18 protein-coding genes are annotated in these 23777 nt (G+C 72.8%); 15 read left to right on the top strand and 3 right to left on the bottom strand.

Features of this window, described 5'->3' with window-relative positions:
• Positions 1–63: 63 nt before the first annotated feature.
• From Q8X39_RS10620 to Q8X39_RS10550, 15 genes are all read left to right on the top strand, one after another.
• Positions 64–1845 (top strand): peptide ABC transporter substrate-binding protein, encoded by a 1782-nt coding sequence (locus Q8X39_RS10620; protein ID WP_305749646.1) that lies wholly within the window; start codon positions 64–66, stop codon positions 1843–1845.
• A 4-nt stretch (positions 1846–1849) separates the two neighbouring features.
• Positions 1850–2818 carry an ABC transporter permease gene (locus Q8X39_RS10615; protein WP_305749645.1) on the top strand — a complete coding sequence of 323 codons (969 nt, stop codon included), beginning with the start codon at positions 1850–1852 and terminating at the stop codon, positions 2816–2818.
• Positions 2784–3680 (top strand): ABC transporter permease, encoded by an 897-nt coding sequence (locus tag Q8X39_RS10610; protein WP_305749644.1) that lies wholly within the window; start codon positions 2784–2786, stop codon positions 3678–3680. The genes Q8X39_RS10615 and Q8X39_RS10610 overlap by 35 nt, the downstream gene beginning before the upstream one ends.
• A 10-nt stretch (positions 3681–3690) precedes the next feature.
• Positions 3691–4677, top strand: a complete 987-nt coding sequence (locus Q8X39_RS10605; protein WP_305749643.1) for an ABC transporter ATP-binding protein — start codon at positions 3691–3693, stop codon at positions 4675–4677.
• On the top strand, positions 4674–5525 hold the full coding sequence (locus Q8X39_RS10600) for an ATP-binding cassette domain-containing protein (protein WP_305749642.1): 852 nt from the start codon (positions 4674–4676) through the stop codon (positions 5523–5525). The genes Q8X39_RS10605 and Q8X39_RS10600 overlap by 4 nt, the downstream gene beginning before the upstream one ends.
• A gap of 79 nt (positions 5526–5604) precedes the next feature.
• A complete protein-coding gene (locus Q8X39_RS10595) occupies positions 5605–7425 on the top strand; it encodes an adenylate/guanylate cyclase domain-containing protein (protein ID WP_305749641.1) in 1821 nt (606 codons plus the stop codon).
• A gap of 38 nt (positions 7426–7463) precedes the next feature.
• Complete coding sequence (locus Q8X39_RS10590) at positions 7464–8639, top strand: phosphatase PAP2 family protein (protein WP_305749640.1); 1176 nt, start codon at positions 7464–7466, stop codon at positions 8637–8639.
• A complete protein-coding gene (locus Q8X39_RS10585) occupies positions 8636–10561 on the top strand; it encodes a S8/S53 family peptidase (RefSeq protein ID WP_305749639.1) in 1926 nt (641 codons plus the stop codon). The genes Q8X39_RS10590 and Q8X39_RS10585 overlap by 4 nt, the downstream gene beginning before the upstream one ends.
• Positions 10562–10654: 93 nt before the next feature.
• Complete coding sequence (gene purB, locus Q8X39_RS10580) at positions 10655–12037, top strand: adenylosuccinate lyase (RefSeq protein ID WP_305749638.1); 1383 nt, start codon at positions 10655–10657, stop codon at positions 12035–12037.
• Between the two features lie 17 nt (positions 12038–12054).
• Positions 12055–12900: an orotidine-5'-phosphate decarboxylase gene (gene pyrF, locus Q8X39_RS10575; RefSeq protein WP_305749637.1), complete on the top strand. Its 846-nt coding sequence runs from the start codon at positions 12055–12057 to the stop codon at positions 12898–12900.
• A 276-nt stretch (positions 12901–13176) separates the two neighbouring features.
• The gene (locus Q8X39_RS10570) at positions 13177–13617 is read left to right on the top strand and encodes a hypothetical protein (protein WP_305749636.1); all 441 of its coding nucleotides are present in this window, start codon (positions 13177–13179) and stop codon (positions 13615–13617) included.
• 82 nt (positions 13618–13699) lie between these two features.
• Positions 13700–14014, top strand: coding sequence for a DUF1360 domain-containing protein (locus Q8X39_RS10565; protein WP_305749635.1), 315 nt, complete (start codon positions 13700–13702; stop codon positions 14012–14014).
• A gap of 16 nt (positions 14015–14030) precedes the next feature.
• The gene (locus Q8X39_RS10560; protein WP_305749634.1) at positions 14031–14300 is read left to right on the top strand and encodes a hypothetical protein; all 270 of its coding nucleotides are present in this window, start codon (positions 14031–14033) and stop codon (positions 14298–14300) included.
• 121 nt (positions 14301–14421) lie between these two features.
• Entirely contained in the window at positions 14422–16071 is a 1650-nt protein-coding gene (locus Q8X39_RS10555) for an AmpG family muropeptide MFS transporter (protein ID WP_305749633.1), read from the top strand.
• Between the two features lie 68 nt (positions 16072–16139).
• Positions 16140–17066, top strand: a complete 927-nt coding sequence (locus Q8X39_RS10550; RefSeq protein WP_305749632.1) for a M48 family metallopeptidase — start codon at positions 16140–16142, stop codon at positions 17064–17066.
• Between the two features lie 85 nt (positions 17067–17151).
• On the opposite strand, the gene Q8X39_RS10545 is transcribed toward Q8X39_RS10550, so the two are convergent.
• Genes Q8X39_RS10545 through Q8X39_RS10535 form a run of 3 tightly spaced genes read right to left on the bottom strand, consistent with a single transcriptional unit; the run spans position 17152 to position 23749 of the window.
• A complete protein-coding gene (locus Q8X39_RS10545; RefSeq protein WP_305749631.1) occupies positions 17152–19314 on the bottom strand; it encodes a patatin-like phospholipase domain-containing protein in 2163 nt (720 codons plus the stop codon).
• Complete coding sequence (locus tag Q8X39_RS10540; protein WP_305749630.1) at positions 19311–20882, bottom strand: hypothetical protein; 1572 nt, start codon at positions 20880–20882, stop codon at positions 19311–19313. The genes Q8X39_RS10545 and Q8X39_RS10540 overlap by 4 nt, the downstream gene beginning before the upstream one ends.
• A gap of 53 nt (positions 20883–20935) precedes the next feature.
• Entirely contained in the window at positions 20936–23749 is a 2814-nt protein-coding gene (locus tag Q8X39_RS10535; protein ID WP_305749629.1) for a hypothetical protein, read from the bottom strand.
• Positions 23750–23777 lie beyond the last annotated feature (28 nt).

Raw genomic sequence — 23777 nt, 5'->3', positions numbered from 1 at the left:
GTTGAGCCCAGCGGACGTCGCACAGAATCTGCCCATCCCAGCGGAGATCAGGAGCACAGCGCCATGCGTGAAGCAGAGATCCGGGCAGCGCTGCAGGCGGTCGAATCCGGCGCGCTGTCGCGCCGCGGTTTCATCGCCCGCCTGGTGGCCGCCGGGCTGCCGGCCCCGATGGCGGCGAGCCTGCTGCCGATCGCCGGCGAGGCCCGGGCCCAGGCCGGCGCGTCGACCTACGAGCCGAGCCGACGCGGCGGCGGCGGCGCCTTGCGCCTGCTGTTCTGGCAGGGCCCGACGCTGCTGAACCCGCACTTCGCCAGCGGCAGCAAGGACGTGGCGGCCTGCCGCCTGTTCTACGAGCCGCTGGTCGACTGGGACCGCGACGGCAACCTCTTCCCGCTGCTGGCGCGCGAGGTGCCGAGCCTGGCCAACGGCGGGGTGGCCCGCGACGGCCTGTCGGTGACCTGGAAGCTCAAGCCGGGCGTGACCTGGCACGACGGCACGCCCTTCACGGCCGACGATGTGGTCGCCACCTGGGCCTATGCCCGCGATCCGGCCACCGCGACGATCACGCACGGCTCGTTCCGATCGATCCAGGTCCGCAAGATCGACGCGCTGACGGTGCGCCACGAATTCGAGCGCCCGACCCCGTTCTGGGTCGACGCCGCGCTGCACCCGGTCCTGCCCCGGCACCTGTTCGCGGCCTTCCAGGGCGCTGGCTCACGCGATGCGCCAGCCAACGCGCGGCCGGTCGGCACCGGCCCCTACCGCTTCCTCGAACTGGTGCCCGGCGACCTGGTGCGCGGCGAGCTCAACCCGACCTACCACCAGCCGCTCAAGCCCCACTTCGACAGCGTCACCATCAAGGGCGGCGGCGATGCGCTGTCGGCCGCGCGGGCCGTGCTGCAGACCGGCGAGTACGACTACGCCTGGAACATCCAGGTCGAGGACGACATCCTTCGTCGCCTGGAGGAGTCCGGCAAGGGGACGCTCGACTTCGCCCCCGGCGGCAACATCGAGTACCTGATGCTCAACCATGCCGACCCGTGGACCGAGGTCGACGGCGAACGCGCCGCCCCCGGCAGCCGCCATCCGCTGCTGCTCGAACCGGCGGTCCGGCAGGCCCTGGCCCTGCTGGTCGACCGCGACAGCATCCAGCGCTTCCTGTACGGGCGCGGCGGCGTGGGATCGGCCAACTTCCTGGTCAATCCGCCGCGCTACACGTCCAGGCGCAGCGGCCCGGGGCATGACCCGGCGCGGGCCGAGGCGCTGCTGGAAGCGGCCGGCTGGAAGCGCGGCCCGGATGGCATCCGGCTGCGCGAGGGCAAGCGGCTGCGGCTGCTGTTCCAGACCTCCGTCAACCCGACCCGCCAGAAGGTCCAGGGCCTGCTGCGACAGGCCACGCAACGCGCTGGCATCGAGCTGGAACTGAAGGCGACGACCGCCTCGGTGTTCTTCTCGTCCGACCCCGCCAGCAACGACACGGCGGTCAAGTTCCTGGCCGACCTGCAGATGTACCAGCAGGGCCGCAACGGCCCCGATCCCGGCCGCTTCATGGAGATGTTCTGCTCCTGGCAGCTGGCCTCGCGGACCAACAAGTGGGAAGGCCGCAACGTGATCCGCTGGCGCCACGAGGCCTATGACCGCACCTTCCGGGCGGCCGAGGTGGAGGTCGATCCGGTGCGGCGCGCGGCCCTGCTGATCGAGCTCAACGACCTGGTCTGCAACGACGGCGCGATCGTGCCCATCCTCTACCGTCCGGCGGTCTCCGCGCTGGCGCGCCGGCTGCGCGCGCCGATCAGTGGCTGGACCGTCGAGACCGCCCAGATCGCCGACTGGTTCAAGGCCTGAGCCCATGTCCGCACGCCGGCGCACCCTGGGCTGGCGACTCCTGCGGGCCGCGCTGAGCGTGCTCGGCATCAGCGCGGTGCTGTTCACGGTGCTGGCCGTCGCGCCCGGCGATCCGCTCAGCGAGCTGGTGATGCGCCCGGACGTGCCGCCGGAGGTGCGCCACCAGCTGCTGCACCGCTACGGGCTCGACCAGGCGCCCGGCTGGCGCTATCTGGCCTGGCTCGGGTCGCTGCTGCAGGGCGACTGGGGCTGGTCCTACGCCAGCCACACGGACGTGCGCCAGCTGATCGGCCAGCGCCTGCCGGTCACGCTGGCCATCGTCGGCGGCTCGCAGCTGCTGGCCATCGCGGTGGCCCTGCCGCTCGGGCTGAAGGCCGGCCTCGCACCCGGCAGCGCGTTCGACCGCAGCGTCTCGGCCTGCGCCTACCTGGGCTACGCGCTGCCGTCCTTCTTCACCGGCCTGCTGCTGATCCTGCTGTTCTCGATCCAGCTCGACTGGCTGCCCTTCGTCTACCGGACCGACCTGCCGCAGGTCGGCCTGGCGCGCGTCATCGAGCAGGTCCGCCAGTCGCTGATGCCGATGCTGGTGCTGGCCTCGTTCCAGGCCGCGACGTGGCTGCGGCATGTCCGCTCGGCCGTGCTGGACGTCGGTCGGCTCGACCACGTCCGGCTGGCCCGCAGCAAGGGCCTGCCCGAGTCGCTGGTGATCCGCCGCCACGTGCTGCCCAACGCGCTGATCCCGCTGGTGACCTTGCTGGCGCTGCAGCTGCCGGTCGTGTTCGGCGGCGCCATCGTGACCGAGCAGATCTTCCGCGTGCCCGGCATCGGCGCGTTGCTGGTCGATTCGGTGCTGCGCAACGACACGCCGGTGCTGCTGGCCATCACCTTCATGCTGGCGATCCTGGTGGTGCTGGCCAACCTCGTCGCGGACCTGGCCTATGGCTGGCTCGACCCCCGCATCGCCGCGCGCTAGGCCAGCGCGGCCGGGCCGGCCCCGATGGCTCGGCCGCCTGCTCGCCGGCCTGCTGGCGCTGCTGGTCCTGCTGACGCTGGTCGGCGCCTGGCACGGCTCGCAGGCGGTCGACGGGATCGACTTCCGCGCGCGCCTGCAGCCGCCCGGCCTGGCCCACCCGCTCGGCACCGACGAGATGGGCCGCGACCTGCTCGCCCGGGCGCTGCGCGGCGGCGCCATCAGCCTGGCCATCGGCGCAGCGGCGATGCTGCTGTCGGCGCTGGTCGGCACCGCCGTCGGCGTGCTGGCCGGATCGTCCCGGCACGGTCGCCTCGACGCCCTGCTGATGACGACGACCGACCTGTTCCTCGCCCTGCCGCAGCTGCCGTTGCTGCTGCTGGTGGTTCACCTGTTCCGCGACGCGCTGCAGGCGCGCCTGGGGCCGACCGCAGGGCTGTTCGTGCTGATCGTGGCGGTGATCGGCGGCTTGCGCTGGATGTCGGTCGCCCGGCTGGTGCGGGCCCAGGTGCTGGCGGTGCGACAGCGCGAGTTCGTCGACGCCGCCCTGGCCCTCGGCGCCTCGCGGACCTGGGTGGCACGGCATCACCTGCTGCCGCATGCCTGGGGCACCGTGGCGGTGACCAGCTCGCTGGACGCGGCCGCGGCCATCCTGACCGAATCGACGCTGTCCTTCCTGGGCCTCGGCTTCCCGCCCGAGACCCCCACCTGGGGCCGCATGCTGCACGACGGCAAGGACTACCTCGAGATCGCGCCCTGGGTCGCCGCCGTGCCCGGCCTGGCGATCGCGCTGACCGTGCTGCTGCTGCATGGCCTGGGCGACGCCTGGCGCGACGCGCTGGACCCGCATCGGCGCACGGCATGAGGACGACGCCATGACCGAGCCGCTGCTCGCTCTGCGCGGCCTCCGCGTGCATTTCGACACCGCCGCCGGCACGGTCGAGGCGCTGGACCGCGTCGACCTCGAGATCGCGCCCGGCCAGACCGTCGGCCTGGTCGGCGAATCCGGCAGCGGCAAGTCGTCGCTGGCCAGCGCCATCGTCGGCCTGCTGCCGGCGCCGGCCGGCCGGGTGGTCGCCGGCGAGGTGCGCTGGCAGGGCCGCGACCTGCTGCGGCTGGACGAGCCGCAGCGGCGCGCGGTGCGCGGCCGCGAGATCGGCTGGATCCCGCAGGACCCGGCCAGCGCGCTCAACCCGGTGCGCCGCATCGGTGACCAGGTGGGCGAAGCGGCCCGCTGGCACCTGAAGCTGTCGGCGGCACAGTCGCGCTCGCGGGTGCGCGACTGGCTGGCGCGCGTGCAGTTGCCGGACCCGGACCGGCAGGCCGCGTCCTACCCGCACCAGCTCTCCGGCGGCATGCGCCAGCGCGCGCTCATCGCCGCTGCGCTGGCCTGCGGGCCGCAGCTGCTGATCGCCGACGAGCCGACCTCGACGCTCGATGTCACCGTGCAGGCCGGCATCCTGGCGCTGCTGCAGGACCTGCGCCGCGAGCTGGGCCTGTCGCTGCTGCTCATCACGCATGCGCTGGCGGTGGTGGCCCGACTGGCCGACCGGGTGGTCGTGCTCTATGCCGGGCGGGTGGTCGAGGAGGCCGACGTCGCGCAGCTGTTCGAGGCCCCGCGACACCCGTACACGCGGGCCCTGATGCAGGCGGTGCCGCGGCTGGAGGCACCGCCTGCACGCCGCGCGCCGCTGCCCGCCATCCCCGGCCAGGTGCCGTCGCTGATCGCCCCGACGGCGGCGTGTCGCTACGCCGACCGCTGCGCGCTGGCCATGCCGCGCTGCCGGGCCGTCGCCCCGGCACTGCGCGAGGTCGGGCCCGGCCACCGGGTCGCCTGCTGGGCGCTGGAGACGGCACCGTGAACGCGCCGCTGCTGCAGGTCCGTGACCTGGTCAAGACCTATGACGCGCCGTCCTGGCCGCCGGGCCGCCGATCGCCGGGCGTGCGGGCACTCGACGGCGTGAGCGTGTCGGCCGCAGCCGGCGAGACGCTGGGCGTGGTCGGCGAGTCCGGCTGCGGCAAGTCCACGCTGGCCCGCTGCATCCTGCGCCTGACCGAGCCGAGCGCCGGCGAGGTGCTGATCGACGGCCGGCGCGTCGACCGGCGCCGCCGCGCCGACCGGCTGGCCTGGGCCCGCACCGTGCAGATCATCTTCCAGGACCCGCAGGGCTCGCTCGATCCCCGCATGAGCATCGCGGAGAGCGTCGGCGAAGGCCTGGTGCTGCACGGCCTCGCACGCGGTCGGCGGGACCGCGACGCACAGGTCGCGGACCTGCTCGCGCAGGTCGGCCTGGCCGATGCCGACCTGTCGCGCCGGCCCCATGCCTACTCGGGCGGACAGCGCCAGCGCATCGCGATCGCGCGGGCCCTGGCGGTGCGGCCGCGGCTGCTGGTCTGCGACGAGGCGGTGTCGTCGCTGGACGTCTCGGTGCAGGCTCAGGTGCTGAACCTGCTGGTTGACCTGCAGCGTCGCCACGGGCTCGCCCTGGTGTTCATCAGCCACGACCTCGCGGCGGTCGCACAGGTCAGCGACCGGGTCGCGGTCATGCAGGCCGGACGGCTGGTCGAATGCCAGCCGACGCGCGAGCTGCTGGCCCGCCCGGCCCACCCCTGCACGCGCGCCTTGCTCGATGCGGTGCCGCGGATGCCCGATGCCATCGGACTTCGCTTGCACCGGCTCGAATCGGTCCCCCAAAATGAGGATGCCTGAATACGGACAAGAGCTGACCATGCACGGCGAAGAAGCGGCGCGACAGGAGGGGACTCACCCATGGCCCGAACTGGTGCGCGTGCGACGGACGGTGGTGGTGGTCGACGTGGTCGAGTCGGTCCGGCTGCTGCGGGAGCATGAAAGCGACGTGATCCAGCGCTGGCGGCAGTTTGTCCAGGCGGTGCGCACCGAGGTCCTGCCCCCGAGGAGCGGCCGCATGGTCAAGAGCCTGGGCGATGGCATGCTGCTCGAATTCAGGTCTGTGCCCCAGGCGGTGGAAGCCGCCTTCGAGATGCACAGGCTCATCGCGACGTTCAACACGGGTCGCTCACGCGACGCGGCGATGGTGCTGCGCGCCGGCGTGCACGAGGCCGACGTGGTGGTCGAGGACTACGACGTGTTCGGTTCCGGCGTCAACCTCGCGGCCCGGCTCTGCTCGATCGCCAATCCCGGCGAGACCATCCTGTCGCCCGAGGCCCGCGATGCGCTGGTGCCCGATGTCGACGCGGACATCGAGGACCTCGGTGACCACGAGCTGTCTGCGGCGGGACCGGACCCCGAGCGGCCCCGGCTCGGGGTCGAGGTCGAGGACATCGGTCTCGTGAACCTCAAGCACTTCTCCGAACGCCAGCGCGCGTTTCGCGCCGGTCCGCTCGGGCAGGCGATGCCGGCCTGGTCACCCCAAGGCGCGGGGCATGCCGACCGCATCTGCATCGCGGTCATCCCCTTCCAGGACCCGATGTCGACCGAGCGCCGCCACGAGGTGCTCGGCGAGGTCCTGGCCGACGACCTGATCGCGCAGTTCGCCCGCCTGCCGCAGCTCAACGTGATCTCGCGCCTGTCGACGACCCGGCTGCGCGAGCGTGCCGTCGATCCGGGCGAACTCAGCACGATGCTGGGCTGCCAGTACGTGGTGATGGGCACGCAGACCGTCTCGGGCGAACGCTTCCGCCTGCGCGCGCAGCTGGTGCGCTGCCCGAGCGGCGAGGTCGTCTGGGCCGACGGCCTCGAAGGCCGCGTCGCCGATGCGCTCGACGGCAGCGGCCCGGTGGTCGAACGCCTGAGCGAACAGATCGGCGCGGCCATGGTCGGCACCGAGGTGCGCCGGGCCGTCAGCCTGCCCTTGCCCACGCTCGACAGCTACACCATCCTGCTGGGCGCGATCGCGCTGATGCACCTGCTCTCGCCGCGCGAGTTCACGCGGGCCCGCGACATGCTGACCTACCTGTGCGAGCGCCACCCGCGCTCGCCGGCACCGCGCGCCTGGCTCGCGAAGTGGCATGTGCTGCGGGTCGCGCAGGGCTGGTCCGACCGGCAGGACGACGACCACCAGCTGGCCCGCCGCGCGGTCTCCCAGGCGCTCGAACTGGACAGCCACCACAGCCTCGCGCTGGCGATCGACGGCCTGGTGCATGCCTACCTCGGCAAGGACCTGTCGCAGGCCTCCGGGCGCTACGCCATGGCGATCCAGGCCAACCCGAACGAGGGCCTGGCCTGGCTGTTCCAGTCGGCCCTGCATGCCTACGCGAACGAGGGCCAGGATGCGATCCACTGCGCCCTGCAGGCCCAGCGCCTGTCGCCGCTGGACCCCATGCGCTACTACTACGACAACTTCACCTCGATGGCGCTGCTGTCCAGCGGCGACCACGAGGGCGCGATCACCTACGGCCAGCGCTCGCTGCGGGCCAACCGCACCCACGGCTCGACGCTGCGCATCCTGGCGATCGCGCAGTCGCTCGGCGGCCATGACGAGGCCGCCCGCGCGACGGTCCAGGAACTGCTGCGCATCGAGCGCGGCTTCAGCGTGTCCCAGTACCTGCGGCGATACCCCGGCGCCGACAGGCCGCATGCCATCCGCTACGCGCAGGCCCTGCGTGCGGCGGGCTTGCCGGAGAACTGACGGGGAACGGCCTGCCTTCCAAACCAGGGAGTGGTTCCATGAGCAACTTGTCCGCATCGTCGGCGTCTTCGGCCTCGTCCGCATCCTCGGCCTCGTCCGCGTCGTCCGCGTCTTCCGCATCATCGGCCTCGATGAACGGCGTGGCGGGCTATGCCGGCGCGATCGTCAACCCGGGCCTGACGCAGGCGCTCGAGTCGTCCCACCATGCGCTGCTGCGCCATCAGGTGAACACGGCCCCCGGCCTCAACCTCAAGGTCCCGAGCCACGTGCCGCCCAACGAGGACCGACTGCTGCACTGGCAGCCGGACGTGCGGGGCGCGATCTGGGGCTTCGAGGTCGCCGAGGGTTTGGCGTTTGATTCGGTGGCGCTGGCGTCGGGCTCGCTCAAGCACTGGGCGAGGGACGCCAAGGGCACTGCGCAGTGGCTGGAACTGGTCACGATGAAGGCACCGGGCGACGACATCCTCGCGGCGCAGGCCTTGCAGGTGGTCGAGAAGTCACGGCTGCGTTCGATGCCGCGGTCCGACGATCCGTCGCGCGAGCGACTGCTGGAGATCACCTCGCAGACGACGCCGCCGTTTGCCTTCTGGTCCCAGATCCTGCCGCTGCATCCGGACCGCACGCCGCGCACGATCGAGCTGATGCAGGTCGCGCTGGGCCTGGCCAACCATGCCGTGCAGCGCTTCAAGCATGCGCTCTCGGTGCGGCGCCCCCACCGCGTGAACATGCAGGTCATGCCGGCGATCCTGACGCCCGCCCATGGCAGCCTGCCCAGCGGCCATGCCACGGAAGCCTTCGCCATCGCCTGGACGCTGTCGACGCTGATCGATCAGCCGGAGATCACCCAGGTGCAGCTGGCCCTGGCGCACCGCATCGCCGAGAACCGCGAGTACGCCGGCGTTCACCACGAGATCGACTCGATCGCCGGACAGATGCTCGGCACGGTGATGGCGGACTACCTGGTGGCGCGGTGCACGGCGCCGGAGGAGGGGACCCGCGACGTGACGGCACGCCATTTCGATCCCGCCGCGGTCCTCGCGCACCTCAACCCGGAGGATCGCACCGACCTCGACGCGCTCGGCTTCGTCGAGCGCATCCAGCACCGGATCGGCGACACGGCGAAGGGCGAGCCCGTGAGGGTCAAGCGTTCGGAGCCGCTGGCCTGGCTCTGGAAGCGCGCCCGCGCGGAGTGGCACACGGAGCAGCAACCTTGATCGCCCCCGATCCCTACCTGCGCTGGGCCCAGCTCACGCAACGTCGTTACCTCCAGCCGATGCGGGGACCGGACGGCGACTGGCTCAAGCTCGTGATGACCCGTGACGGGGCTGCGGCCCTGGCCGGCAAGACCCGGCGACTGGTCTGGTCGCGGGCGAACCCCGACACGGACCTGGCCACCGTCTGGCTGCATGTCGACGACCTGGACCTGGCCCTGGCCCAGTCGACGCGGCACCGCATCGGCCTGGCTCACCCGAGCCTGGCGCCGGTGGTCTCGGCCCGCGACGCGGCGGCCCGGCCCGGCCTGGTCGACATGCAGGGCCCCGCCGCCCCGCTGGCGGAGGTCGAGCGCTGCGACGCCCCGCGGGTGATCGGCGTGATCGACGGTCGCTGCGGCTTCCTGCACCAGCGCTTCTGGCGCGACGGCCAGCCGCGCATCCAGCGTTACTGGGACCAGGGCGCGGTCGCCGACCCGGCCAGCGGCCTCTGGCACACGCCCGGCGACATGGGCTATGGCCGGGCGTTCACCGGCGCGGACCTGCACGCGCAGGCCAGCTCGCGCCTGGCTGCCGGCCTGGACGCCTGGCAGCGCGAACAGGTCGAACTGGACCTGTACCGGGCCTTCGGCCATGCCCTGCCGCAGGCTTGCGACTGGACGCATGGCACCCACATCCTGTCGACCGTGCTCGACGCCCACGACCGGGCGCGCCAGGACCGGTCGCACAAGGGCGAGCAGGACCCGGGCGACCCGGCGGTGATGCACGTGCAGCTGCCCGACCTGGCCTTGCTCGACACCGGCGCCAACTGGCTGGCGTCGTCCGTGCTGGACGGCATCGACTACATCCTGGCGCGCTGCCGTCCCGATGCGCAGGTGTTCATCAACCTCAGCCTGGGCGGCTTCGGCGGTCCGCAGAACGGGACCTCGATGCTCGAACAGGCCATCGACGACCAGATCCGCGCGTGGACTGGGCTGAACGGCGATCGGCGGCTGCAGGTCATCGTGGCGGCCGGCAACCTCGGCTCGGGCAGCGTGAAGGACGACGGCACCGGCGAGGCGCAGCGCATCCACCAGCGACTCAAGCCGGATGAACGCAACGGCTTCTCGTTCGCCTGGCACGTCGAGATCCCCGATGCGACCGAGACCTTCGTCGAGTTCTGGGTGCCGGCGCTGGCCGGACAGCCCTGCGCGATGCGGGCGACGCTGACGCCGCCGCACGGCAGCGGCGCGGCGCCGCTGACGGTCGAGGCGGGCCAGCAAGGCGAGCTGCAGGTCGGCGGGCGACGGGTCGCCGCGGTCTTCAACGACACGCACACGACCGATGGCGCGAACGGGTCCGGGGCGAGCCAGGTGCTGGTCGCGCTCGCGCACACCGAAGACCGCGACGGCCGGCCCATCGGGCCCCTGGGTCGCTGGACCCTGCGCCTGGAGGTCGCCCCGGAACAGGCGCTGCCTGCCACGGTCGACGGCTGGATGCGCCGGCGCGACATCCCCGGCGAACTGGAAGGCTACCGGCCGCAGTACGGCTTCGCACCGTCGAACTTGGCGGTGCCGGACGACCTGCTCGACCAGCGCTCCAGCCTGGCGAACGTCCACCGGGGCCAGGTGGTCGGCGCCTTGGAGCATCCCGAGGACCCGCCGGCGGCGGCGACGCTGGAGGAAGCCGGCTATTCCTCGACCCTGGTGGGTGGCAGGCCGATCTACGGTCCCGGGCGGCTGCAAGGTCCGGGCTTCACGACCGGCACGAGCAAGGAACTGCGCGGCACGTCGATCGCCGCCGCGCACGTCTGCGGCGCGCTGGCGGGGGGCACCCTGCCGGTGAAGATGGCGCTGAAGGTCCGTGGCGGGGGCCCGGCGGCGCGCGGACCGGTGGGGGCGCCCCCGAACACGGTCGATGCCATCTACATCGTCGATCCACCCTGAGCCCGCCGGCGCCGCGCGGCGGGTCCGGGGGGACGGGGCGAAACCTACAATTCCCGATTCCCCCGAACGAGCCCGCCCGCCGGGCCCCGCGCCATGTCCAACGCCTCCCTCAGCGCCCTGACCGCCCTGTCCCCCCTCGATGGCCGCTACGCCGGCAAGCTCGGCGCGCTGCGCCCGCTGCTGAGCGAATACGGCCTGATGCACCGCCGCGTGCAGGTCGAGGTGGCCTGGTTCATCGCGCTGTCGGACGCCGGCTTCGCCGAGTTCGCGCCGCTGTCGGCCGCCGCCCGCGCCCACCTGAACGCGCTGGTCGCGAACTTCAGCGAGGCCGATGCGCAGGGCATCAAGGACATCGAGCGCACCACCAACCACGACGTCAAGGCGGTCGAGTACTGGCTCAAGTCCCGCTTCGCCGACCTGCCCGAGCTGGTCGCCGCCGGCGAGTTCGTGCACTTCGCCTGCACCAGCGAGGACATCAACAACACCAGCCACGCGCTGATGCTCCAGGCCGCGCGCGACACCGTGCTGCTGCCGACGCTGGACCGCATCGTCGCCCGGCTGACGACGCTGTCGCACGACTTCGCCGCCGTGCCCATGCTCAGCCGGACCCACGGCCAGACGGCCAGCCCGACGACGGTCGGCAAGGAGATCGCCAACGTCGTCGCCCGCCTGCAGCACGCCCGCGGCCGCATCGCCGGCGTGGCCCTGCTGGCCAAGATGAACGGCGCGGTCGGCAACTACAACGCCCACCTGAGCGCCTACCCGGAGCACGACTGGGAGGCCTTCAGCCGCCAGGTCGTCGAGGGTGCGCTGGGCCTGAGCTTCAACCCCTACACGATCCAGATCGAACCGCACGACTACATGGCCGAGCTGTTCGATGCGGTCACGCGCGCCAACACCATCCTGGTCGACTGGAGCCGCGACGTCTGGGGCTACATCAGCCTGGGCTACTTCAAGCAGAAGACCAAGGACGGCGAGGTTGGCTCCTCGACCATGCCGCACAAGGTCAACCCGATCGACTTCGAGAACGCCGAGGGCAACTTCGGCCTGTCCAGCGCGCTGCTGACCCACCTGGCGCAGAAGCTGCCGATCAGCCGCTGGCAGCGCGACCTGACCGACTCGACCGTGCTGCGCAACATGGGCGTCGCGCTGGGCTATGCACAGCTCGGCTACGACAGCCTGCTGCGCGGCCTGGACAAGCTGCAGCTCAACGAGACCGCGCTGGCCGCCGACCTGGACAGCGCCTGGGAGGTGCTCGCCGAGCCGATCCAGACCGTCATGCGCCGCCACGGCCTGCCGCAGCCCTACGAACAGCTCAAGGCCTTCACCCGCGGCCAGCCGATGACGCGCGAGCTGATGCAGGGCTTCATCGCCAACCTCGCCCTGCCCCAGGCCGAGAAGGACCGCCTGCTGGCCATGACCCCGGCCAGCTACACCGGCGCAGCGACCGCGCTGGCGCGGCGCATCGGCGCTTGAGCGGATCGGGCGTCGCCGTGAACTTCACCGACCAACTCGCCCGTGCCGAGCGCCTGCACGACTCGCTGCTGTGTGTCGGCCTGGACCCGGAGCCGTCGAAGTTTCCCGGCGCCTGGAAGGGCGATGCCGCACGCATCTTCGATTTCTGCGCCCGCATCGTCGACGCGACCAAGGACGTGGTCGTCGCCTTCAAGCCGCAGATCGCCTACTTCGCCGCCCATCGCGCCGAGGACCAGCTGGAGCGGCTGATGGCCCACATCAAGCGCGTCGCGCCGGATGTGCCGGTGATCCTCGACGCCAAGCGCGGCGACATCGGCAGCACCGCAGAGCAGTACGCCCGCGAAGCCTTCGAGCGCTACCAGGCCGACGCGGTGACGCTGTCGCCCTTCATGGGCTTCGACTCGATCGAGCCCTACCTGCGCCACCCGGACAAGGGCGCGATCCTGCTGTGCCGCACCTCCAACCCGGGCGGCAACGACTGGCAGATGCAGCGCCTGGCCGACCTGCCCGGCCAGCCGCGCCTGTACGAGCACCTGGCCGCGCTGGCCCAGTCCGAATGGAACCGCAACGGCCAGATCGGCCTGGTGGTCGGCGCCACCTACCCGGCCGAGATCGCCCGGGTGCGCGAGCTGGCGCCGACGCTGCCGCTGCTGATTCCCGGCGTGGGCGCGCAGGGCGGCGACGCGGTCGCGACCGTGCAGGCCGGCCTGGCGCGCGACGCGGCCGGCGCCATCACCGGCCCGATCGTGGTCAACAGCTCGCGCGCCATCCTGTACGCGAGCCAGGGCGACGAATTCGCCGAGGCGGCCCGGCGCGTGGCGCTGGCCACCCGCGCGACGCTGAACGCGGCCCGCCAGCCCTGACCGTCCGCCGCCGGCTGCCGATTCAGCGTCAGGGGCCGGGGCACGCGCTTAAGCGGCACGACAGCGCCGTTCAAGCGCGCCGCCAGCGCAACGTCACCTGCCGCGTCAGCGCAGGAGAGGCCGCGTCGAAGCGGCCGCGAAGGGCCCCGAAAGTGGTGCCGACCACACTGAGTTCACCGAGGAAGGCGATGCGGCCCGATCAACGGACCGCCGCTGCCCCCGGTGCCGACCGGAATGTCTCCGCTCGGACCCCAGCAACTCCGTGAGGTAAGCAAAATGACCGTCGAATCTCCTGCACCCGTCACCAATCGCCTGACCTTCAGCCGCTTCGATGTCCAGCTCTACGAGGAGCCGGCCCACGAGGCGACCGCGATCCTGACGCCCGGCAGCCGCTACCAGGTCGTCATCAAGCTCGACATCGGCTCCCGCCTGAAGAACATCCTGTGCGGCAAGTGGTGCGTCTCGGTGATCGCCGAACGCATCGGCGCCGGTGCCGACAAGGAAAAGCACGTCGTCGTGCCGATGAACAACTGCGACGGCAAGGACGACGTCATCACGATCGACCTGCCCGAGGACTGGCTCGACAAGGACGGCGAGGGCCCTTGCGGCAACATCTACTCGCTCTACGTGGTCGTGGTGGCGCTCGACAACTGCAACAGCAAGCCGGTGGGCCTGGCCGGTTTCACCCGCCTGGGCGACGTCTTCACCTTCAGCTGAAGCCGACGACCCGCGCGACAGGCTCTGTCTGCGGACGGTGCCTGCCGCGCGGCCCCACAGCGCCCATGGCCCGGGAGCCGACATGTTCATCGATCTCCAGCTCTGCTGGCTGTTCGTGCTGTGCACGCTGGCCACCTGGCGCCTCACCCACCTGCTGGCCCGCGAAGACGGCCCGGGCGACCTGATCGTCCGCCTGCGCTCGCAGCTGGGCACGTCCTGGCTCGGGGCCATGATGGACTGCTTCTTCTGCCTGAGCCTGTGGGTGGCCGTTCCCCTGACCTGGACCTTCGACCTGACCTGGCCGGCGAGCCTGCTGATGTGGCTGGCAATGTCCGGCGCCGCCTGCCTGCTCGAACGCGTCAGCAACTGGCCGAACCGGCACCAGCCCCACCTCTGATCCGAAGGAGCACGACATGAGCAACTGCTGCGGCGCCAAGCGCGCCCACCTCGTGGCAGCCGGCCAGCCCGGCATGCCGAACCCGGCGGCATCGTCGATGCCGGGCCGCGACACACGCGACACCCGCGACACCCGCTTGCGCCTGCTGCGGCCGCTGGACCTGACGCTGCGCGGCAGCGCCACCGGTCGCGACTACCACTTCACGCCGGCACTGCCCTCGGTCATGGTCGCCTCGGCCGATGTCGACGGCCTGCTGTCCTACGGCGGCCTGGCCCGCGTGCCCTGACCCGGGCCCCCAGCGCCTGGCGCAGCCCGGCGTCGAGCGGCGAGGCGGTCATCGCGCCGCGCCTGCCAGGCCCTGCGGCACCTGGCAGGGCCCGCGGCGGGACGACTCCTAGAATTTGCCGATGCCCGCCTCCCGTCCCGACACCGCCGCCGCGCTGGCCGCGACGCTCCCGCCGCCGCTCAGCGGCCTCGCCCGCGCGCGCCGCGCCTGGCGCCTGGCGGTCGTGACGCTGCTGGGATTCGCCTCCGGCCTGCCCTTGGCGCTGACCGGGCAGGCGATGCAGGCCTGGTTGAGCCTGGACGGCATCGATGTCGCCACCATCGGCTTCCTCAGCCTGGTCGGCCTGCCCTACACCTTCAAGTTCCTGTGGGCGCCGCTGATGGATCGCTTCGAGGTCCCCGGCCTGGGCCGCCGGCGCGGCTGGCTGGTGCTGACGCAGCTGCTGCTGGCGGCCGCGCTGCTGGCGCTGTCGACCACCTCGCCGAAGGGCGCCCTGCAGGCCTTCGCGCTGCTGGCGGTCACGGTGGCCTTCCTGTCGGCCTCGCAGGACGTCGTGATCGACGCCTACCGCACCGACCTGCTGCCGGCGGCCGAGCGCGGCCTGGGCTCCTCGCTGTCGGTGCTGGGCTACCGGCTGGCGATGATCCTGTCGGGCGGCGTCGCGCTGATCTGGACCGACCCGGCCAACATCGCCGCCGCCGCCGCGCACGGCGGTCCGGCCTGGAGCTGGCCGGCGGTCTACCGGCTGATGGCCGCGATCATGGTCGGCGCGGCGCTGCTGTCGGCGGTCGCCCTGCCGCGACTGCCGGCCCTCGACGCGCCGCGCAGCGAGGCCCGCCACGACCTGATCGGCTTCCTGGCGGTCGTGGCCGCCGTCGCGCTGGGCTACGTCGTCACCCAGCAGGCCTTCGTGCCCGCGCTGCAGGCCCTGCTCGGGCCGCTGTTCGAGGGCTCGTCGATGGCCCCGGCGCTGCGCCAGCGCTGGATCGACCTGGTCGCGCTGCTGGCCGGCATCGGCTTCACGCTGCCGCTGGCGGCCTGGGCGGCACGGCGGGCCCGCTTCGAGACCCTGCTCGGTGGCCTGGGCAACTACTTCAGCCAGCCATGCGCCTGGGCCTTCCTCGGCTTCATCGTGCTCTACAAGCTCGGCGACGCCTTCGCCGGCTCGCTGATGACGCCCTTCCTGCTCAAGGCCATGGCCTACGGTTCGGCCGAGGTCGGCGTGGTCAACAAGGTGCTGGGCCTGTGGCTGACCATTGCCGGCGCGCTGGTCGGTGGTGCGCTGATGCTGCGGCTGGGGCTGTGGCGCTCGCTGATGCTGTTCGGCATCTTCCAGATGGTCAGCAACGTCGGCTTCTGGTGGCTGGCCGTGGCCGGCAAGGGCAGCCTGCCGGGACTGACCGTGCCGACCTTCGACTGGGGCTTCCTGCAGCTGGCGCAGGCCACGCCGGTCGACGGCGCGCTGCTGCTGGTGATCGCCGGCGAGAACCTGTCCGGCGGCATGGGCACGGCCGCCTTCGTCGCCTTCCTGATGAGCCTGACCAGCCAGCGCTTCACGGCCACCCAGTACGCCATGCTGAGCGCCTTCGCGGCGGTCGGCCGGGTCTGGGTCGGGCCGCTGGCCGGCGTGCTGGCCGAATCGATCGGCTGGCCGAGCTTCTTCGTGTTGTCCACCCTCGCCGCACTGCCCGCGTTGTGGCTGCTGTGGACGATGCGCGCCACCGTCCGGGGCCTGGAGGTCGATCCGGCCGCCCCCTTGTCGGACGATTGACGCATCCCCATCTGAAACCCGACGTGTCGTTCGCCGCGTCACGCCCCAACCCGAAAGCCCCGAGCACCATGAGCCGAGATTTCGTCACCGATGCCGTCATCGAGACGCCGATCCACCTGCACCGCGGCGGCTGCGCCTGCCCCTGGCATGCACCGACCTCGCGCCGGCTGTTCACCGGCCTGCTGGCCGGCGCGGGCGCGATGGCGGCCGTGCCGGCCTGGGCTCGCGAGGGCGTCGACGTCGGCGGCACCTCCAAGTTCGCCAAGCTGGTGCCGGCGGCACAGGTCGAGCAGGCCGCCCAGCAGAACTACGCCCAGCTCCAGCAGGAGGCGTCCAGCAAGGGCGCGCTGGCACCCGACAACCACCCGCAGCTGATCCGCCTGCGCGCCATCGCCGAGCAGCTCAAGCCGCACACCTACGAGTGGAACCCGCGCGCCCGGTCGTGGAAGTGGGAGGTCAACCTGATCGGCAGCGAGCAGATCAACGCCTTCTGCATGCCCGGCGGCAAGATCGCCTTCTACACCGGCATCCTGCAGAAGCTGCAGCTCAACGACGACGAGGTCGCGATGATCATGGGCCACGAGATGGCCCACGCGCTGCGCGAGCACGCCCGCGAACGCATGGGCAAGACCACCGCGACGCAGGGGATCATCGGCCTGGGCTCGGCCCTGCTGGGCCTGGGCGACCTGGGCCGCACGGTGGCCGACATGGGCGGCCAGCTGCTGACGCTGCGCTTCAGCCGCGAGGACGAGTCCGAGGCCGACCTGGTCGGCATGGAACTCGCCGCCCGGGCCGGCTACAACCCGCAGGCCGGCGTGACGCTGTGGCAGAAGATGGGCCAGGCCAGCAAGGGCGCGCCGCCGCAGTTCCTGTCGACGCACCCGGCCAGCACCACCCGCATCCAGGAGATCGAGGCCAACCTCGGCAAGGTGAGCGGCCTCTACGAGCGCGCCCCCAAGCCGGCCCGCCGCTACAACCCGCCGCCGGTGAGCTGAGGTCGGACGGGAAGGGATTCCCGCCAACCTCTTTCGGCCTTTCAGGAAACCCGCTGCGCCAGGCCGGGCCATAGCCGGTGTCGCCTCACAGGCTCGGCCGCACCGTCAGCACCGGCCTCGGCTCGGGCTGGTAGGGCTGCTCGCGCCACACCACGCCCATCTGCGCCTCGACCGCGCAGAGGCTGTCCAGCAACGCGGCGAGGGCGGCGCGCTGGTCGTCGTCGAGCGGGTGCAGGTCGGTGCGCGGCTGGGGCTGGCCAGGGCCCTGGCCGTGGCGCGGCTCGCGGCGGTGGGCGCTCCAGGGCGGTCGCTGTTCGGGGCGGCCGGTGCTGCCGGGCGCATCCGGGTCGGGACGTTCGCCCAGTCCGCCGCGCAGCGGGCAGGTGGTCGTGGCGGCGTCGATCTGGCTGGACAGGGGCGTGCTGCACGGCGCGTCCTCGGCCGCCTGCGTCAGGCCGGCCAGGCGTGCGCGCAGACCCTCGGCCAGCAGGTTCCAGCGCACCCAGCGGTGTTCGGACCAGGCCGGCGAGGGCTGGGCGTCGGCCCGCGACAGGTAGGCGTCGAGCAGCAGGTCGGCAGCACAGCGGCCATAGGTCTGACCCAGGCGCTCGATGTCGGCGCCGCGCATGCGCAGGTCCAGCTCGCCCTCGCCCTGGGCCAGCGTGACGCGGGCAACCCGCTCGCGCACGCCGGGCATGCGCGACAGGGTGTAGTCCTGCCAGCGCCGCGCGGTGTTGAGGGACTGCAGCGCGTAGCCGATCACGGCGCTCAGCACGCCACCTTCGGGCAGTTGCTGGTTCAGGCTGGCGGCGCCCTCGTGGTGGGCGCGCGGCAACCAGACGTGGCCCCGCTCGCCGGTGAGCGGGCTGCGGAACTCGGTGGCATGCGGCGGCGGCTGCAGGCCGCTGTCGGGCTCGCTCAGCAGGATGCCGAAGGTCGGCCAGCGCGGCACGGCGGCGTCGAACAGGTGGATGGGGAAGTTGGCGCAGATGCCGCCATCCGAGTAGCGCAGGCGACGCCAGCAGCGCTCTTCCAGGTCCAGGCTCCAGGCCGGCACGGTCGAGAAGATGCCGGGGAAGCTCAGGCTCATGCGTGCGGCCACGAGCAACGGCATGCGCTCGCGCGGCATCTGCAACAGCGTCAGGCGCGGACCGGGCGGCAGGCCATCGCGGGTCGGCGCGCCGTAGCGATCGGCGATGTCCTCGTAGACCGGGCAGGTGCTGCGCAGCAGCGCGATCACGGGATCCGGGAAGTAGGGCTGCCACTCCTCCAGCGCGAAGAACAGGGTGGCGTTCTCGTCGCTGTCGGCCAGCGGCAGCTCGACCGGCCGACCGTGGCTCAGGCAGGTGCTGACCATGCGCAGGTCGATCGAGCGGCGGCGCGGGCCGGTCGGATCGGCCGGCGGCGGCAGGCCCGTCTCGGGTGCGTCCCAGAGGTCGCGGAAGGTCAGCGGCGTCTCGTGCGACTGGCGGCCCGAAGCCCACTGGATCGAGTCGTGCAGCCAGTCGATCAGGCCCTTGCCGCTGTCCTTCTGGCCACGGCCGGTGCACAGGCCGAGGTGGTTGTCGAGCGCGCCACGCCGGAGGTCCCGGCCGATCGCCAGCAGCAGCACGACCAGGCCCAGGGCCAGCGCGCCCAGCACCGGCAGGAACGTCGCCAGCAGCCCGACCGGCCACCCGGACGTGCGCCAGCCGGCCCAGGACAGGCCGAAGGCCGCCAGCAGCGCCAGCCCGGTCGTGCCGGCGACGAGCGGGTAGGTCGTCGGCAGTTCCCGCAACAGGCCGCGCAGCCGGACGCCCCAGCCCAGCTTGACGACCCCCGTCGGGTTGGCGGCCAGGAACAGCCTCAGCAGCCGCGCGCCGGCCCGGGTGTCGGGCTGGAACAGCGACAGCAGCGTGGTGGGCTGCGCCTCGATGCCGTCGCAGACGTCCTTGACGCGACCCTGCGGCATCGCGATCGGGGCGGCGAGCTTCTCCGGCACCTGGGCCAGCACGTCGAAGCCGGCGTCCGAGCCGAGCCGGCGCTGGTATTCGGCCGCCGCCGTGATCGCCACCGCGAGCGCCCCCACCGAGGTGCCGCCCAGCGCGTGGAAGCGGTAGTGCAGGGCCAGGTGGCAGACGGCGGCCGGGTAGAGCACGCCGCTGGTGACGCCACCGGTCAGGACCAGGTCGCAGCAGCGTTCGAGCGGGGGCGGCTCATCTGGCTCGCGTGGCTCATGCGGCCCGGGCCGGCGGGCGGACGCCGTCATCGCGTGCCTCCGCAGACCTGGTCCAGCCCGTGCCGGCCCAGGTACAGCAGGTAGAGCGTGCCCTGCGTCAGCACGCTCGGGCGGTCGAGGCTGGCGGTCATCGCGCTGCCGTCGGGCAGCCAGATCTCCAGCGGCGCGGTCGCGTCGGCATGCTGGCCGATCAGCGGATCGCGGGCCGTGCCGACATGGTCCGGGCCCATCGGCGTCTGCTGCGCCCAGGCGCCGAGCAGGTGCTCGAACTGGTCCTCGATGCTGGCGCAGAAGAACAGGCCCAGCAGGCCGACGTCGGCGTCGCCGTGTGCGCCGTAGGGCAGCCCGCGCCGCAGCACGACGCGACGGCGCGGCGGCACCACCGGGTCACCGCGCGGGTTCATGCGGCGCACGTGCGAGCCAAACGCCGGGCAGCCGCGGTGCGGTGCATCGGCTGGCAGGTCGTGGACGCGGCCCGCGTCGTCGGGCAGCGCCAGGGCGCCGGTGGGCTCGAACCAGCCGTCGCGCGCCTGCATCGGGTGGCCGGACGGCCAGCGGCCGCAGAACTGGGCCCGGATGTAGACGTCCGCCACCGCCGCCGCGTCGCGCTCGGCCAGCCCGGCGCGCCGGCGCTGCGCGTTCTCGGTCGCCAACTGCGCGTCCATCGCCTGCCGGAAACCCGCGCGTGCGGCCAGGTCCCGCGCCGCCTGCCCGACCTGGGCCTGGAACACCCCGACGTCCTGCCGCATCTTGCGCAGCACGCCGAAGCTGGCCCCGAGGAAGAAGCGCCGGGCCTCGTCCAGCGCGGGGTTGGGGTCGGCGCGCGGGTCGACCGATGGATCACCGTCCTGCACCCGCAGGTCGCGGAAGTCCCAGGGGTTGGCGCCGACGTCGTTGAGGTGGCCCAACAGCAGCTCGCCCAGCGCGACCGCCTGCGGATGCCGGCCGATGCCGCCGTCGACCGTCCGGCGTTCGACCCAGGCCGGCCGGGAGAGGCCGTCGCGGTAGCCGAAGTGTTCCCTGCCGGCGGGGGCCGGCTCGGTCAGGCGCTCGGCCCTCAGGCGGCCCAGCTCGACCCAGACGGTGTCGAAGCCGTCCTGCCCGACCACGCGCTCGCACAGCGCCTCGACGGCGGCGGCGCTGTGCCCGTGCAGGCTCAGCACCAGGTCGGCCTGGTCGTCGGCGGCCCAGCCTTCCCAGTGCGACGGCGCGGCCGGTCCGCTGTCGCCCAGCCGCCAGGCGCGCGCGGCGGGGCCTTGCCGCCAAGCGTCCGAACGGGCGGCTGAACGCTCGATCCACTCGCGCGACACGCCCAGCTGGCGCAGCCCGCGCAGGGTCAGGCCGATGTCGATGGCGCCGTCACGCCCACGCAGCTCGACGCCCTCGGCCAGCGCCGAGGCATGGCCGCTCAGCGGGCCATGCGCGTCCGCCATCTGGCGCAGCGCCTTCAGCATGGCGCGCGCCTCGGTGCGCCGGCCCTCGCACATCTGCAGCACGAGGTGACACGCCGCATGGGCACGGCGGTAGCCGCAGCCGGGCAGGCGCTGGGGCGCGTGGGGATCGTCGGTGGACACGTCGTCGGACACGTCGATGGACATGCGGACCTCCTGGTTGCGGGTCGTCTCGGAGCGGTCGGGCCGGGCGCGAGCCCTCATCGCAGCCGGTCGCGCCAGGCCCGTCCGGCATGCTGGATGTCGGCCACGCGCAGCGCCGGGCAGGCGCTGAAGAAGTAGCCGCCGACCGGTGCATGGCCGTCGTGGTAGTCGTGGATGCGGCGCACGAACGCGCGCGGATGGCGCGAGACCGGCAGCGGCGGCGGGTCGTCGAGGTGCTCGAACAGCCGGTCGAACAGGTCGCCGACCTCGTTGGCGAAATGGTCGACGTAGGTGTCGAGGTCGCCGTCGAAGTTCGTCAGCAGCGCCAGCTGGCGGCCGCCGTCCAGCAGCACGAACCAGGCGAAGTGAACATGCCCGGCCTCGCGCAGGCTGCGCTCGATGGTCGGCGCGCCGGTGGCGATCACCCGCGCGATGTCGCGGGCATGGTCGGCATGCGGCGCCTTGATGTTCATGACCACGCACAGCGGGCCGTGCACGCGCTGCAGGCCGGGCTGGTGGCGCAGTCGCAGCGGCGCGCCGGATGCGTCGGATGCGTCGGATTCACCGAATTCACCGGATGCATCGACCGATCCGGTCGGCCCCAGCCCCGGCCAGCCCGCCATGGCCGCTGCCAGGCGCTCGACCAGCGCCTCGGCCTCGGGCTGCGACAGCGCCTCGGCCGGTGCCGCCGCGCCCGCCGCGCCGCGTCCGCCCTGGGTCGCGCGCAGCCGCTCGACCACGCGCGCCGGCACCGCGTCGACCAGTTCCAGGATGCGGCGGCGGGCGGTCTCGGGATCCGCGTCGGCCGCGGTCGCCACGCCGCCGTCGTCGCGCATCACCGCGTGCAGGCCATCGGCCTCGTCGCGCAGCGCCTGCGCTCGGTCGGCCAGCGCCGCCCGCACCCGCTCGATCGGGTGGCGCTGCAGCGCGAGGCGCAGGCCGGCGCTGCGGGCGATCCGGGCCGGCTCGAACTCGGTCGACATCGACGGCGCCAGCAGCGCGTCATGGGCCGCCCGCGCGACCGGCTGGTCGGTGCCCGGGCGCTGCCCCAGCGGCCGCTGGCGCGGGCCCAGCCCCAGGCGCTGGCGCCACCAGGCATCGGCGGCCTGCACGTCGGCCGTGGCCTGCTGCGGGTAGGCGCTGAAGAAGTAGCCGCCCATGGGGGCGTGCAGCGCGTGGGCCTTGCGGATGCGGGCCACGAATTCCTTCGGGTAGCGGCCGATCGGACGGCGCACCGGGGCATCGACGATGTGCGCGAACAGCAGGTCGAACAGCGGCCCGACCCGGTCGGCGAAATACGCGATGTAGGCATCGAAGCTGCCGTCGTAGGTGGTGAACAGCGCCAGCTGGCGGCCCGCGTTGAACAGCACGAACCAGGCGGTGTGGATGTGGCGCGATTCAAGCAGGCTCTGCTCGATCAGCGGCGCGGCACAGGCGATCAGCCGGGCCAGCTCGCGGCCGTGTTGCGCCACCGGCTCGCGCACGTCCATCACGACGCACAGCGGCTGCTGGCGCAGGCCGGCCTCGCGTGCCTGGCGCAGCGGCAGGGTCCGGGCGGCGAAATGCCAGCGGCGGTCGAGACGCTGCTCGCGGCCGGCCGGCTCGTCCCAGTCGCGCGCCAGGCCGGGCTGGCGCAGCATGCCGGCACCGAGTTGCAGCAGCAGCGGCATGACCAGGCGGTCGCCGATGCAGTCGTGCGGCGCCGGGGTGGTGAAGACGCGCTGCCGCCAGTCCGGCCCGGACCCGTCCGGTTCCCCCAGCCACAGCACCAGGTTGGCACCGGCCGGCACGGGCACGCCGCCCAGGACGAGGTCATGCGAGCGCACCTGGCGCGGCAGGAAGGCGACCGGCGGGAACGCGGCCAGCGTGGCCCAGGCGGCCTCGCGCAGCGGCGCCAGCGCGTCGATGCCGGTGTCGGCCTGCAGCGCATGCGCGGCGCGGCGCAGCGCGGCGGCCGGGTCGGCCGGGGCATCGAGCAGCCGGTCGACGATCAGCGCCACGCTGGTCTGCACGTTGCCGATGGTCCCGCCGATCAGGCCCAGCACGATGGCCGCCTGCTCCTCGCCGGGCAGGTCGGACAGGCGCGCGCACAGCGGCAGGAAGTCCGCGCCGGCCGGGCCCGCGCCGCGCGCGACCAGGTCGGCGCGCAGCTGGTGCAGCTCGCGCTGCAGCACGGCGCAGCGGGCCAGGTCGTCCGGCTCGGTGCGGCGCCGCGACCCCGCGGGATCGCGGAGGTGCGCATGGTCGGCGACCCGCTGCAGCACGCACTCGCGCGGCCGGGCGCTGGTGCTACGTCGCCAGCCGGTCAGCGGCGACAGGCCGATGTGGCGGCCCAGGATCACGTGGACCAGGCCGTCGTAGACGCCCTGCGTGACCAGCCCGAGCAGCGGCAGGTCCTGCTGGGGAAAGCCGAACAGGTGGGCGCAGAAGCGCAGCGCGGCCTCGCGGGCCAGCGCGACGGCGTCGAAGCGGTCGGACTTGAGCGCCAGCACCGAGGCCTCGTCCCAGGCCAGCCGGGCCAGCGCCTGGACCGGCAGCTGGGACGCCGCGCGGCCGCCGAACAGCTCGGCGATGACCCAGTGGCGCTGGCGGTCGTGCGGGAGGCCGTCCATCGCCAGCATGAAGTCGCCGCCGCCCAGCTCGGCATAGGGCCGGTTGCTGAAGCGGCCGGTGGCGTCGGCGAGCACCTCGCGCACCAGCGCGGCGTTGCGCACGAGGTAGGTCGGCGTGCCCGGCTCGGCCCGGCTGGTGAAGCCGATCACCGGCTGGTCCAGCCCGTGCGCGGCCCAGTCGGGGCGGATGCGGAGCGGCTGCTCCAGACAGCGCCGCAATCGTTCGGTGACGCTGAAGTCGGGACTGCGGTGGTCCATGCGGCCTCCCTGGCGGCGGTGGGTACGG

The organism is Leptothrix discophora (assembly GCF_030705305.1).
Classification (GTDB): Bacteria; Pseudomonadota; Gammaproteobacteria; order Burkholderiales; family Burkholderiaceae_C; genus Sphaerotilus; species Sphaerotilus discophorus.
This window is presented reverse-complemented; position numbering and strand designations above follow the sequence as displayed.

Coding starts and splice junctions, on each gene's coding strand:
- Q8X39_RS10620 (WP_305749646.1), top strand. CDS start 64: ATGCGTGAAGCAGAGATCCGGGCAGCGCTGCAGGCGGTCGAATCCGGC.
- Q8X39_RS10615 (WP_305749645.1), top strand. CDS start 1,850: ATGTCCGCACGCCGGCGCACCCTGGGCTGGCGACTCCTGCGGGCCGCG.
- Q8X39_RS10610 (WP_305749644.1), top strand. CDS start 2,784: ATGGCTGGCTCGACCCCCGCATCGCCGCGCGCTAGGCCAGCGCGGCCG.
- Q8X39_RS10605 (WP_305749643.1), top strand. CDS start 3,691: ATGACCGAGCCGCTGCTCGCTCTGCGCGGCCTCCGCGTGCATTTCGAC.
- Q8X39_RS10590 (WP_305749640.1), top strand. CDS start 7,464: ATGAGCAACTTGTCCGCATCGTCGGCGTCTTCGGCCTCGTCCGCATCC.
- purB (WP_305749638.1), top strand. CDS start 10,655: ATGTCCAACGCCTCCCTCAGCGCCCTGACCGCCCTGTCCCCCCTCGAT.
- Q8X39_RS10570 (WP_305749636.1), top strand. CDS start 13,177: ATGACCGTCGAATCTCCTGCACCCGTCACCAATCGCCTGACCTTCAGC.
- Q8X39_RS10565 (WP_305749635.1), top strand. CDS start 13,700: ATGTTCATCGATCTCCAGCTCTGCTGGCTGTTCGTGCTGTGCACGCTG.
- Q8X39_RS10560 (WP_305749634.1), top strand. CDS start 14,031: ATGAGCAACTGCTGCGGCGCCAAGCGCGCCCACCTCGTGGCAGCCGGC.
- Q8X39_RS10555 (WP_305749633.1), top strand. CDS start 14,422: ATGCCCGCCTCCCGTCCCGACACCGCCGCCGCGCTGGCCGCGACGCTC.
- Q8X39_RS10550 (WP_305749632.1), top strand. CDS start 16,140: ATGAGCCGAGATTTCGTCACCGATGCCGTCATCGAGACGCCGATCCAC.
- Q8X39_RS10545 (WP_305749631.1), bottom strand. CDS start 19,314: ATGACGGCGTCCGCCCGCCGGCCCGGGCCGCATGAGCCACGCGAGCCA.
- Q8X39_RS10540 (WP_305749630.1), bottom strand. CDS start 20,882: ATGTCCATCGACGTGTCCGACGACGTGTCCACCGACGATCCCCACGCG.
- Q8X39_RS10535 (WP_305749629.1), bottom strand. CDS start 23,749: ATGGACCACCGCAGTCCCGACTTCAGCGTCACCGAACGATTGCGGCGC.